The organism is Catellatospora vulcania (genome assembly GCF_009720385.1).
In the GTDB taxonomy this organism is placed as follows: Bacteria; Actinomycetota; Actinomycetes; order Mycobacteriales; family Micromonosporaceae; genus Catellatospora; species Catellatospora vulcania.
Window position 1 is genome coordinate 328,104 of sequence record NZ_WARX01000001.1, and the last position, 12,189, is coordinate 340,292.

Annotated in this window: 14 protein-coding genes; 12 read left to right on the forward strand and 2 right to left on the reverse strand. The window is 70.2% G+C overall.

The window, feature by feature from the left end:
• Positions 1-188 precede the first annotated feature (188 nt).
• On the forward strand, positions 189-1,751 hold the full coding sequence (ffh, locus tag F6W97_RS20685) for a signal recognition particle protein (RefSeq protein WP_155372096.1): 1,563 nt from the start codon (positions 189-191) through the stop codon (positions 1,749-1,751).
• A gap of 333 nt (positions 1,752-2,084) precedes the next feature.
• Here ffh and F6W97_RS20690 read toward each other — a convergent pair whose 3' ends face one another.
• Positions 2,085-2,810 carry a hypothetical protein gene (locus tag F6W97_RS20690; RefSeq protein ID WP_155372097.1) on the reverse strand — a complete coding sequence of 242 codons (726 nt, stop codon included), beginning with the start codon at positions 2,808-2,810 and terminating at the stop codon, positions 2,085-2,087.
• 81 nt (positions 2,811-2,891) lie between these two features.
• On the opposite strand from F6W97_RS20690, the gene F6W97_RS20695 reads away from it, so the two are divergent.
• Together F6W97_RS20695 and proS are read left to right on the forward strand one after the other, a co-directional pair.
• Positions 2,892-3,974, forward strand: coding sequence for an amidohydrolase family protein (locus F6W97_RS20695; protein ID WP_155372098.1), 1,083 nt, complete (start codon positions 2,892-2,894; stop codon positions 3,972-3,974).
• Positions 3,975-4,242: 268 nt separating this feature from the next.
• Positions 4,243-5,652, forward strand: coding sequence for a proline--tRNA ligase (gene proS / locus F6W97_RS20700; protein ID WP_155372099.1), 1,410 nt, complete (start codon positions 4,243-4,245; stop codon positions 5,650-5,652).
• A gap of 54 nt (positions 5,653-5,706) precedes the next feature.
• Here the strand turns inward: proS and F6W97_RS20705 are convergent, their stop codons facing one another.
• Entirely contained in the window at positions 5,707-6,060 is a 354-nt protein-coding gene (locus F6W97_RS20705) for a hypothetical protein (RefSeq protein ID WP_155372100.1), read from the reverse strand.
• Between the two features lie 197 nt (positions 6,061-6,257).
• On the opposite strand from F6W97_RS20705, the gene F6W97_RS20710 reads away from it, so the two are divergent.
• The 9 genes from F6W97_RS20710 to lepB (F6W97_RS20750) all read left to right on the forward strand — a co-directional run bounded on the left by F6W97_RS20710 (position 6,258) and on the right by lepB (F6W97_RS20750) (position 12,169).
• Positions 6,258-6,908, forward strand: a complete 651-nt coding sequence (locus F6W97_RS20710; RefSeq protein WP_155372101.1) for a ribonuclease FAU-1 family protein — start codon at positions 6,258-6,260, stop codon at positions 6,906-6,908.
• A 204-nt stretch (positions 6,909-7,112) separates the two neighbouring features.
• Positions 7,113-7,781 (forward strand): DUF402 domain-containing protein, encoded by a 669-nt coding sequence (locus F6W97_RS20715; protein WP_155372102.1) that lies wholly within the window; start codon positions 7,113-7,115, stop codon positions 7,779-7,781.
• Between the two features lie 121 nt (positions 7,782-7,902).
• Positions 7,903-8,370 carry a 30S ribosomal protein S16 gene (rpsP, locus tag F6W97_RS20720; RefSeq protein ID WP_155372103.1) on the forward strand — a complete coding sequence of 156 codons (468 nt, stop codon included), beginning with the start codon at positions 7,903-7,905 and terminating at the stop codon, positions 8,368-8,370.
• A complete protein-coding gene (locus tag F6W97_RS20725) occupies positions 8,342-8,605 on the forward strand; it encodes an RNA-binding protein (protein WP_120318507.1) in 264 nt (87 codons plus the stop codon). The genes rpsP and F6W97_RS20725 overlap by 29 nt, the downstream gene beginning before the upstream one ends.
• Before the next feature lie 18 nt (positions 8,606-8,623).
• Positions 8,624-9,142, forward strand: a complete 519-nt coding sequence (gene rimM / locus F6W97_RS20730) for a ribosome maturation factor RimM (RefSeq protein WP_155372104.1) — start codon at positions 8,624-8,626, stop codon at positions 9,140-9,142.
• Positions 9,143-9,147: 5 nt separating this feature from the next.
• On the forward strand, positions 9,148-9,918 hold the full coding sequence (trmD, locus tag F6W97_RS20735; protein ID WP_155372999.1) for a tRNA (guanosine(37)-N1)-methyltransferase TrmD: 771 nt from the start codon (positions 9,148-9,150) through the stop codon (positions 9,916-9,918).
• A 161-nt stretch (positions 9,919-10,079) separates the two neighbouring features.
• Complete coding sequence (gene rplS, locus F6W97_RS20740) at positions 10,080-10,436, forward strand: 50S ribosomal protein L19 (RefSeq protein WP_155372105.1); 357 nt, start codon at positions 10,080-10,082, stop codon at positions 10,434-10,436.
• Positions 10,437-10,649: 213 nt separating this feature from the next.
• On the forward strand, positions 10,650-11,498 hold the full coding sequence (gene lepB / locus F6W97_RS20745) for a signal peptidase I (protein WP_407924602.1): 849 nt from the start codon (positions 10,650-10,652) through the stop codon (positions 11,496-11,498).
• A 35-nt stretch (positions 11,499-11,533) separates the two neighbouring features.
• Positions 11,534-12,169: a signal peptidase I gene (lepB, locus tag F6W97_RS20750; protein WP_155372106.1), complete on the forward strand. Its 636-nt coding sequence runs from the start codon at positions 11,534-11,536 to the stop codon at positions 12,167-12,169.
• Positions 12,170-12,189 lie beyond the last annotated feature (20 nt).

Here is a 12,189-nt window from a genome sequence, read left to right on the forward strand (position 1 = left end):
GGGGCGGCGGGGGAAGGCGCGGTGGCGCGGGTCGACGTGGCGCGGGTGGGGCGGTTCGGCGGGTTGGTGCGGTGGGTAGGCGGGGACTGGACGGCAGTGGGATCGGGCGGTGAGGGCAGCGGCTACCCTTACCAGGGCTGCCTGTGGCCGCTCATTCAGACGAACTCGACCATTGGGGATGTTGCGCTGTGTTTGACACCCTGAGCGACCGGCTCTCCGGCATCTTCTCCAAGCTGCGGAGCAAGGGCCGGCTCACCGACGCCGACGTGGACGCCACCGCCCGGGAGATCCGGCTGGCGCTGCTGGAGGCGGATGTCGCCCTGCCGGTGGTGAAGGCCTTCATCTTCCGGCTCAAGGAACGGGCGCGCGGCGCGCAGGTCTCGCAGGCGCTCAACCCGGCCCAGCAGATCATCAAGATCGTGCACGAGGAGCTGGTGGCGGTCCTCGGGGGAGAGGCGCGGCGGCTCCAGTTCGCCAAGCAGCCGCCCACGGTGATCATGCTGGCCGGTCTGCAGGGTTCCGGTAAGACCACCCTGGCCGGCAAGCTCGCCCGCTGGCTCAAGGCCCAGGGCAACCAGCCGCTGCTGGTCGCCTGCGACCTCCAGCGCCCCAACGCCGTCAACCAGCTGCAGGTGCTCGGCCAGCGCGCGGGCGTCGAGGTGTACGCGCCGGAGCCCGGCAACGGCACCGGCGACCCGGTGCAGGTCGCCAAGGACTCGATCGAGCACGCGCGCCGCCACATGCGCGACATCGTGATCGTCGACACCGCCGGCCGCCTCGGCATCGACACCGAGATGATGGCGCAGGCCGCCGCGATCCGCGACGCGGTCAACCCCGACGAGGTCATCTTCGTCATCGACGCGATGGTCGGCCAGGACGCCGTGGCCACCGCGGAGGCGTTCCGCGACGGCGTCGGCATCACCGGTGTCGTGCTCTCCAAGCTCGACGGCGACGCCCGCGGCGGTGCGGCCCTGTCCGTACGCGAGGTCACCGGCCAGCCGATCCTGTTCGCGTCGACCGGCGAGAAGCTGGAGGACTTCGACGTCTTCCACCCCGACCGGATGGCCAGCCGCATCCTCGGCATGGGCGACGTGCTGACCCTCATCGAGCAGGCCGAGCAGGCCTTCGACGAGGATCAGAAGGAGAAGATGGCGGCGAAGCTGCTCGGGGGCGAGCAGTTCACGCTGGAGGACTTCCTGGACCAGCTCATCGCCGTACGCCGGATGGGTCCCATCGCGAACCTGCTGGGCATGATGCCGGGCATGGGCCAGATGAAGGACCAGCTGGCCGAGCTGGACGACAGCCACTTCGACAAGGTCACCGCGATCATCCGCTCGATGACCCCGGGCGAGCGCACCACGCCGAAGATCCTCAACGGCTCGCGCCGGGCTCGGATCGCCCGCGGCTCCGGGGTCACCGTCACCGACGTGAACCAACTGCTCAACCGCTTCGAGCAGGCGCAGAAGATGATGAAGCAGATGGGCGGCATGATGGGCCTGCCCGGCGGAGGCCGCCGCAAGGCGACCAAGTCGCCTAAGAACAAGCGCAAGGGCACCAAGAGCGGCGGCGGCCCGCGCGGCGGCTTCCCGGCCGGTCTGCCCGGCATGGGCGGCGGCATGCCGCAACTGCCCCCGGGCATGGACCCGGCGGCGCTGGAGCAGCAGATGGGGATGGGTGGCGGCAGCCCGTTCAAGGCCCCGAAGCTCGACTTCGGCAAGCTCATGAAGGGCGACAAGGACAAGGACAAGTAAGGTCCCGTAGCCCACGCGGTTTTTGAAGATCGCCACCTCAGGGTCCGCAACCGGTCACCCCCCGACGCCGGCCTGAGGTGGCGATCTTCGTCTGCATGGGATCGATGCATGCAGTCGGGGAGGCGCCGACACAGTTGCTGACTGCCATCACTCAGCTGTGTCGACGCCCCGCGCCTGCATCCATTATCGAACACATGTTCGAACAAGGCAAGCCATCGTGCTCGATCCGTCGGTCACGACCTCTTCCGGGTGACAACTGGCGAGATCGCCGACGAGCCGGCAGGGCAGAACCCGGAACCCAGGCCCGTCGCGACAGCGCGCCCAGCGCGGCTCTCATACGACGACCGGCTTCGCGTCCGCCGTCGCGAGCGCCTGGCGCAGGCGATGCAACTCGGCCTCGGTGCCGATGGTGGCGCGGTGCTCGGGGTGCTCGTCGTAGTACTTGATCGCCCCGCTCAGGAATGGCCCGGAGACGTGCACCACCGCCTTGGCGCTGCGCAGCCGCCGGGGCTCGCCGCCGGCCGGGTGCCGTGCCGGCACAGCGTCCGCCGTCGCCGTTGCCGTCGTCGCGTCGACGGCCCGCTTCGTCCAGGCCAATCGGCCGGTACGCCACCAGGTGCGGAATTCGATCCCCGCCGGAGTCAGGGTGACCGACGGTCCGCGCAGGATCACCCACAGGCCCAAGGCCATGCAGGAGGCCAGGAGGCCACCCCCGACAGTGAGGTCCGAGCCGGACGCGGCCCGCTGTCCCGCGCCGAGCAACCGGGCGACGGAGTCATTTGCGCCTGCCCAGGAGCAAACCAGCACCACGATCAATCCGAAAGCGGGGGACGTCGGCGCGACGAACGAGTCCCCGGTCGCGGTGAAGGTGGCCAGGTATGGGCGCTTGACCACGGCGGTCAGCAGATATCCACCGATCGGCACGAAGAAGGCGAGGAGCGTCGATGCCACGGCGGTGATCGCGAGCACGGCGAAGGGGAGGTTCTCTGCCTCGACCACCTGATCCATCGCGATGGTCCGGCCGAGTCGCATGGCGAACCCGCAGAGCCCGAAGCCCACGACAGCAGGCCAGAACCGAGGGAGAGGCGACATGGCGCACACGGTAGTCGCGGTGATCCAGTCGTGTGGGACAGTGCCAGCATGGCGACGGCGCTGCATGTGCGGGGCTTGGTGCTCCCCGACGACAAGGTACGGGACCTGTGGCTGGTCGGCGACCGGGTGACGCTTACCCCGGTGCCCGGGGCGCAGACGGTCTCCGACGGCGGGTACATCCTGCCGGGCCTGGTGGACGCGCACTGCCACATCGGCATCGCGCCCGGCGGCGCCCCGGTGACCAGCCTGGCGCAGGCTCGGGAGTTGGCCGTGGTGGACCGGGACGCCGGGGTGCTGGCGATCCGGGACGCGGGCTCGCCGTTGCCGTACGCCGAGCTGGACGACGACCGCGACGTGCCGCGACTGGCCCGCGCCGGCCGGCATGTCGCGCCGCCGCGCCGGTACCTGCCCGAGATCGGGGTCGAGGTGCCCGCAGACCGGGTGGTCGCGGAGGTGACCCGGCAGGCGGCCGCGGGCACGGGCTGGGTGAAACTGGTCGGCGACTGGATCGACCGCGACCGCGGGGACCTCGCGCCGGCCTGGGACGAGGCCACGCTCACCGCGGCGGTGGCCGCGGCGCACGCGGCGGGGGCGCGTATCACCGCCCACTGCTTCGAGGAGTCGAGCGTCGCGACGCTGGTGCGCGCGGGCATCGACTGCGTCGAGCACGGCACCGGCCTGTCGGTCGACCTGCTCGACGAGATGGCCCGCCGGGGCACCGCGCTGGTACCCACGATGATCAACATTGAGACGTTCGGGCACATCGCGGAGCGGGCCGAGGCGAAGTTCCCGGGGTACGCCAAGCACATGCTCGCGCTGCGGGACCGGTTTCCGGCCGTGGTGTCCGCGGCGCACGAGGCCGGGGTGCCGATCTACGTCGGCTCCGACGCGGGCGGCGGCATCGCGCACGGCCTCGCCGCACAGGAGATGCTGCGCCTGCACGCGGCCGGCATGTCCGCGTCCGACGTGCTCGCCGCCGGTTCCTGGCGGGCCCGCGACTGGCTGGGCTTCCCCGGCCTGACCGAGGGCGGTCTGGCCGACCTCGTCGTGTACACCGACGACCCCCGTCGCGACCTGCGCACTCTGCTCGCCCCGCAGCGCATCGTCCTGCGCGGCCGCGTCATCCGCTGACCGGCTCACCCCGCTCCCGCGCCACCCTGCCGGGCCAACCCGCCGCGCGTGGTCCCCGCGCCGCGTGGCCGGGAGGTCGCGCGGCGACGACGTTCATGATCGTCGGACTTGCCTGGCATGTGTGCGTATCTTGAGCCCGCTCACGACCATGTGCCAGGCAAGTCGGGCGATCATGAGCACTTCGGGCGGGCGCGGCGTGGCGTGGTGGGGCGGGACACGGGCGGGCTGCGGGGAGCGGGCGCGGCACGGGTCAGTAGGATGACCCGCTATGGCGCGTGTGCTCACTCCCCGGGCGGAAGACTTTCCCCGCTGGTATCAGGACCTGATCTCCAAGGCTCAGCTGGCCGACAACGGCCCGGTCCGGGGCACCATGGTCATCCGACCGACGGCGTATGCCATCTGGGAGCGGATGCAGGCCGACATGGACTCCCGGATCAAGGCGGCAGGCGCGGAGAACGCGTACTTCCCGCTGTTCATCCCGGAGAGCTACCTCAAGCGCGAGGCCGAGCACGTCGAGGGCTTCTCGCCCGAGCTTGCGGTGGTCACCCACGGCGGTGGCAAGCAGCTGGCCGAGCCGGTCGTGGTGCGCCCGACCAGCGAGACGGTCATCGGCGAGTTCATGGCCAAGTGGGTCGACTCCTACCGGGACCTGCCGCTGCTGCTCAACCAGTGGGCCAACGTGGTCCGCTGGGAGATGCGCCCGCGGATCTTCCTGCGCACGTCGGAGTTCCTGTGGCAGGAGGGGCACACCGCCCACGCCACCGAGGCCGACGCCAAGGCATACACCCTGAAGATCCACCACGAGGTGTACGAGCGCCACATGCGTGAGCTGCTCGCCATCCCGGTGGTGCTGGGCCGCAAGACCAACCGTGAGCGCTTCGCGGGAGCCACCAGCACGTACACGCTGGAGGCGATGATGGGCGACGGCAAGGCGCTGCAGATGGGCACCTCGCACGAGCTCGGCCAGAACTTCGCCAAGGCCTTCGACATCGCGTACTCGTCGCAGGCGGGCACCCGCGAGCACGCCTGGACCACGTCCTGGGGCACCTCGACCCGCATGCTCGGCGGTCTGATCATGTGCCACGGCGACGACAGCGGCATGCGCGTCCCGCCGGCGCTCGCGCCGATCCAGGCGCTGGTGACCGTGGTCAAGGAGACCGACGGCAGCATCACCTCGGCCGCTCGCACGCTGGTCGAGGACCTGGCCGCGGCCGGAGTCCGGGTGAAGCTGGACGACCGGGTCGACACCCCGTTCGGCCGCCGCGCCGTGGACGCCGAGCTGAAGGGCTACCCGGTCCGGGTCGAGGTCGGCCCGCGCGACCTGGCCGAGGGCCGGGTCGTGCTGGTGCGCCGCTTCGACGGCTCGAAGACCCCGCTGCAGCTCGGCGAGGCCGTCGGCGCTGTCACCGCTGCGCTGGAGGCCGACCAGAAGGCGCTGTACGACGAGGCGCTGGCCCGCCGTGAGGCGAACACCGTCGAGGTGTCCACCCTGGACGAGGCCCTGGAAGCGGCGGGTACCGGCTGGGCCCGGGTGCCGTGGTCCGCGGTCGGTGTCGACGGTGAGGCGCTGGCCAACGAGCGCGCCATCACGGTGCGCTGCCTGTTCCGGGCCGACGGCTCGGTCCCGGCCTCGCAGGACGAGCCCGACCTGACCGCGATCCTGGCCCGCTCCTACTGACCTGAATGCCACGAAAGCGGCCGCCGGCAGGCTCCGGTGGCCGCTTTCGTCATCTCACGCGGCCGGTTGCTCAGGCAGCCGCGACAGGATCACCCCGAGCGTGTCCTTGATCAGCGACACGTCGGTCTTCAGCACGGCGACGTCGGTCTTCAGGCCGGCGACGTCGTCGTCCAGTGCCGAGAAGCGTGTGTGCATCTCGGCGCGGGTGTCCTCCAGGTCGCGCCGCAGCCCGGTCAGGTCGGACCGGTGCTGCTGGTGGTACACGGTGTGCCGCTCAAGCATCGCGGTGTGCTTGCGCTGGGTCTCCGCAATTTCGCCGACCTGCACGATGACCGTGGTCGCATCCTCATCGATCTTGTGGATGCGCTGGTGTTCGGCGTGCCGGTGCTGTTCGACGGGAATCGACATTCCCACGTCCTCCTGAGTGTGACGGCAATGGGACTACTCAGGAGCGGCTGCACTCCCAATCCGGTCCGGTCGTCCGGTGCGAGCCGCCCGTTTCCGCTCTCCCATAAGCGGCCGGGATGGTGCTGTGGTGCTGTGGCGTCGGATCGACTCTAGTGTCGTACGACTTGGTCAATCAAGTTCTTCGCTAGGGTTGGCACATGCGCTTCGAACCCGGACGGGTGATCCTGCACCGCCACTTCCACGGCCACCGGATCGGCCTGCTCAAGACCGCTGTGGTCGCCGCCGACGACGATCAGGGCCTGCTGCTGTGGGTGCCCCGCGGCGCCCCGATGCTGGACCGGCTCGCCGTCGACCGGCGCGGCCTGCGGGCGATGCCGTTCTCGGAGTGGATCGAGACGGAGACGAAGCTCTGGGAGGTCACCTGGTCGGGGCCGAGCCTGCTCAAGTGGCTGCCGCGCGGCGAGGACCACTCGGTGTGGTTCTTCCGCGACGAGGACGGCCGGTTCACCCGGTGGTACGTCAACCTGGAGGAGTCCGGGGTGCGCTGGGACGACGGTCCCGTCGCCGGCGTCGACATCGTGGACCAGGACCTCGACATCGTGGTCACGCCGGACCGGGCCTGGCGCTGGAAGGACGAGGAGGAGTTCACCGAGCGCCTGGCGTACCCGCTGCACTACTGGGTGGCCGACGGCGAGGCGGTGCGGGCCGAGGGCGAGCGGGTGGTGAAGCTGATCGAGGCGGGCGCGTTCCCGTTCGACGGCACCTGGTGCGACTTCCAGCCCGACCCGGCCTGGACGGTGCCCGCCGAGGTCCCGCAGGGCTGGGACCGGCCCCGCGTGCGGCGCTGATCGCTGCCGTGCGGGCTTGACGGCCGTCACCCCGGCTTGGTCGCCGTCACGCGGGCTTGGTCGCGGTCACGCGGGCTTGATCGCTGTCTCGTGTCGAAAAGTGAGGTGCGACCGCAGATCTTGGCACGAAACAGCGATCATGCTCTGGCCGCGGACGGCCGGCGGGACCGCGCGGGCGCCGCCGGGTCGGTAGCGTCGCGGGGCATGTACTTCGAGACGGGGCAGACCGTCCTGCGGCGCTGCTGGCGGGGCGGGCGCATCACTTTCCTCCAGGCGACCACGGTGGTCGAGGACGGCGAGCGCGGGCTGCTGCTGTGGCTGCCCGCCGGGACGACCTACTGGCGGATCCTGACCGAGGACGGCCGCAGTCACCACGACGGCACCCTCGACGAGCTGGGCCCGGACGCGGTCCTGCGCCCGCTGGTCTGGGCCGGCAACGACCTGCTGATGTGGCAGCGGCCGGGCGAGCCGTGGTCGGTGTGGTGGTTCTTTCCGCACGGGAAGTTCGGCAGCTGGTACGGCAACCTGGAGGAGCCGTTCGTCCGCTGGCGCGACGGGGACGTGTGCGGGGTCGACTTCGCCGACAACGCCCTCGACGTGCTGGTCGAGCCCGACCTGAGCTGGCGCTGGAAGGACGAGGCCGAGCTTGCCGCGAAGACCGGTCACGCGGACTACTGGGACGAGGCCGGGGCGGCCCGGATCCGGGCCGACGGCGCTCGGCTCGTCGAGATCGCCGAGGCGGGGCGGTTCCCGTTCGACGGGACCTGGTGTGATTTCCGTCCCGATCCCGCCTGGCCGGTGCCGCGGCGCACAGCGGGTTGGGACCGCCCGCGTGCGATCCGTCCCGTTCCGTCTGGCACAATGACTAGCTGATATTCGGTGCGTTTCCGGCTGCCCTCTAACTTCCGGGGCGCGGCGATGTCTCGAGCAACGGAGCCCGGCAACCCCACGCAGGGCGATGGCGCTCACCTCAATCCCACAGGAGTGTAAAACCGTGGCCGTTCGTATCCGGCTTCTGCGGATGGGCAAGATCCGCAACCCGCAGTACCGCATCGTCATCGCCGACTCGCGTACCAAGCGCGACGGCAAGGCGATCGAGTACGTCGGTATCTACCAGCCGAAGGAAGACCCTTCGGTCATCGAGGTCAAGTCGGACCGGGTGCAGCACTGGCTGTCGGTCGGCGCGCAGCCGAGCGAGTCCGTGATCGCCATCCTCTCCAAGACCGGCGACTGGCAGAAGTTCAAGGGCCTGCCGGCCCCGCCGCCGCTGCTGGTGGCTGCGCCGAAGGCCGACCGCAAGGCGACCTACGAGGCTGCCGCCCAGGCTGCCGCGGGCCTCGAGCCCGCCAAGGCCGCCCCGGCCAAGAAGGCCGCGAAGGCGGAGAAGCCGGCGGCCGTCGAGCCGGTCGAGGCCAAGGCTGAGGAGCAGACTGTTGCGGCCGGCGACGAGCAGCAGAGCTGACGCCGCGCTCCGGCCCGCGCTGGAGCACCTCGTCAAGGGCATCGTGGACCACCCGGACGACGTCCGGGTGCGTCTGGTCGACAACCGCCGCGGGCCGCGGCTGGAGGTCCGGGTTCACCCCGAGGACCTCGGCACGGTCATCGGCCGTGGTGGTCGCACCGCACGGGCCCTGCGCCAGGTGGTCGGCTCGGTCGGCGGCAAGGGCATCCGTGTCGACATCGTCGACGCGTTCTGACGGCGGATCAGCAGTCACATGCTTCTGATCGTCGGACATGTCATGCGCGCGCACGGCATCCGGGGCGAAGTCCTGGTGCATCCGCGCACTGACGAGCCCGCGTTGCGCTTCGCGGTGGGCTCGACGTTGATCGTCGAGCCCACCGTGGCGGGACTGCCGGGCAAACTCACGGTGGAGGAGGCGCGCCCGCACTCGGGCGAGCTGATCGTCACCTTCGCGGAGATCACCGACCGCAACACGGCCGAGCTGGCCAAGAGCGCGGTACTCAACGTCGACTCCGCCGAAGTCCCCGCGCCGGAGGACCCGGACGAGTTCCTCGACCACCAGCTGGTCGGGCTCGACGTGGTCACCGTCGGCGGCGAGCCGCTGGGCAAGGTCGTCCGCATCGACCACGCGCCCGCGTCGGACCTGCTGGTGGTACGCATGCCCGACGGCCGGACCGGCCTCATCCCGTTCGTCAGCCGCATCGTGCCCGAGGTTGACGTGCCCGGCGGCCGGATCGTCGTCGACCCGCCCGGCGGGCTGTTCGACCTGTGACGGGCATACGCGTCGACGTCGTCACCATCTTCCCCGAGTACTTCGCCCCGCTGGAGCTGTCGCTCATCGGCAAGGCGCGTACCACCGGGGTTCTCGACCTGCGCCTGCACGATCTGCGCGGCTGGACGCACGACGTGCACCGCACCGTGGACGACACCCCGTACGGCGGCGGGCCGGGCATGGTGATGCGGCCCGAGCCGTGGGGCCAGGCCCTGGACGAGCTGGTGCCGCAGGGCACGCCCGCGCGGCTGGTGGTGCCCTCGCCCGCAGGCGCGCCCTTCACCCAGGCCACCGCGTACGAGCTGGCGGGCGAGGCGCACCTGGTCTTCGCGTGCGGCCGCTACGAGGGCATCGACCAGCGGGTGCTGGACCATGCCGCGCAGCGGATGCCGGTCAGCGAGGTGTCGCTGGGCGACTACGTGCTCTTCGGCGGCGAGGTCGCGGTGCTGGTGATGCTGGAGGCGATCACCCGGCTGATCCCGGGGGTGCTCGGCAACGCCGAGTCGCTGGCCGACGAGTCGCACGCGCACGGGCTGCTGGAGACGCCGGTCTACACCAAGCCGCAGTCGTGGCGCGGGCACGAGGTGCCCGACATCCTGCGCTCCGGCGACCACGGGAAGATCGCCCGCTGGCGGCGTGACCAGGCACTGCTGCGCACCGCCGCCCGCCGGCCGGACCTGCTGGCCGCGCTGGACCCGGCCGCGCTGGACAAGCGTGACCTCGCTCTACTCGACGGGGCCGGATTTCCGGCCCGCCAGGTCGATGTGGCAGAGTAGAGGGGTTGCCGTCCGCGGACGGTGACGTATGCCGTCTGTCGGGCACGCCGTGCGCGACGACGAGGACTCAAGCCGACACCGCCGCAGGGCGGCCCGCGCCTGGGTCAGTATCGCCCACACGCGCATCGGCAGCCGATGCGCTGAGATTCAAGGATGCAGCGATGAACACGCTGGACGCACTTGACGCCGCCTCCCTGCGGACCGACCTTCCCCTGTTCCGGGGCGGTGACACCGTCAAGGTGCACGCCCGGGTCGTCGAGGGCAACCGGTCCCGTGTGCAGGTCTTCCAGGGCGTCGTCATCCGCCGCCAGGGCTCGGGCCTGCGCGAGACCTTCACGGTCCGCAAGCTGAGCTTCGGCGTGGGTGTCGAGCGCACCTACCCGCTCCACGGGCCCGCCATCGACCGGGTCGAGGTCGTCACCCGTGGTGCCGTGCGCCGCGCCAAGCTCTACTACCTGCGCGACCTTCGCGGCAAGAAGGCGAAGATCAAGGAGCTGCGCGAGGCCAAGGTCGCCTGAGACCGCGTACTCGACGAGCACGGGCGGTGACCCCTTCGGGGGCGCCGCCCGTTTCGTATACCCGCCGGTTTGTTAAAGCTCGTATCACTGGCTGAACGGGACTCCCGAAAAGTTCTCTCTTCTTCTAGGCTTGCGGCCGACATCACGTAGTGGCGAACTTCACGAGCGGCGGCAGTTGTGGCACTCCTCCCCAGCAGCAGGCACGACGACGGGATAACGGGCGAGCAGTGGAAGAAGCGCCGCCGCCGTGGTCGTGGCCGTGGCCGCAAGGGCATGCCGCTGTGGCAGGAGCTCCCGCTGCTGCTGGTGGTGGCGTTCTGCCTGGCGGTGCTGATCCGCACCTTCCTGATGCAGGCGTTCTACATCCCCTCCGGGTCGATGGAGGACACCCTGCTGGTCGGTGACCGCGTCCTGGTCAACAAGGTGGTGTACGAGTTCCGCGACCCCACCCGCGGTGAGGTCATCGTCTTCAAGGGCCCCGACAACTGGGCACCGGAGAACGGCGCGGACCCGGACGCGGGCTTCTTCTCCAAGCTCGGCCGCACCGTCGGCGACCTCGTCGGCATCAGCCAGCCGGGGGAGAAGGACTTCATCAAGCGGGTCATCGGGCTGCCGGGTGACCGGGTGTCCTGTTGCGACGTCGACGGTCGGATCTACGTCAACGGCGTCCCGATCGACGAGCCGTACGTGATCCGCAACTCACCGCGCGGCGAGGCGGGCGACAAGTCCTGCAACTCCCGTGACTTCGACGAGGTCATCGTCGAGCCCGGCATGCTGTTCGTGATGGGTGACCACCGCCTGGTGTCGCAGGATTCGCGCTGCCAGGGCCAGGTGCCGATCGACGACGTCATCGGCAAGGCGATGGTGGTCGCGCTGCCGTTCAGCCGCTGGGGTTCGGTGGCCCACCAGGAGGTCTTCGACAGGGTGCCGGACGCCGATCTGGCCACGGGCGCCGCCGCGCCGGATTCCGGCGCGTCGGCCTCGCTGGCGCTGCCGCTGCTGCTCGGCGCGGTGGTGGTACGCCGCAGGCTTACACGCGGCGGGGCAACACAGCTCGGGTGATCGTCGTTTTCAGTTTCGCCGCGTAGGCTCCGTGCGTGATTGACGAGCAGACCAAAAGCAGCAAAGGGTCGTTCTGGCGCGAGCTGCCGATCCTGCTGGGTGTGGCCATCATCGTGGCATTCCTGGTGCGGCAGTTCGTGGTGCAGACGTTCTTCATCCCCTCGGGGTCGATGGAGCACACCCTGGACCTCGACGACCGGGTGCTGGTCAACAAGCTCGTCTACGATTTCCGCACGCCCGAGCGCGGCGAGATCATCGTGTTCGTGTCACCCGAAAGCTGGCGGAACACCCCGGAGCACGAGGATTACATCAAGCGGGTGATCGGCGTGCCCGGTGACCGTGTCGTGTGCTGCGACCCGCAGGGCCGCATCCAGGTCAACGGCCACCCGCTCGACGAGCCGTACGTCTACCCGGGCAACAAGATGGCGCCCGAGGAGTTCGACGTCACCATCCCCGAGGGCCGGCTGTGGGTGATGGGCGACCATCGTGAGGCCTCCGGCGACTCGCTGGCCAACTACAACAACCACGGCCAGAACATCGAGGAGGCCACGATCCCGCTGGACTCCGTGATCGGGCGCGCTTTCGTGCTGTTCTGGCCGTTCAGCCGGACCACCTGGCTGACCGTGCCGGACACGTTCGCGGGTGTGCCGGAGCCGACGTCCGGAGGCTGACACTCGGCGAGCCGGGGTCC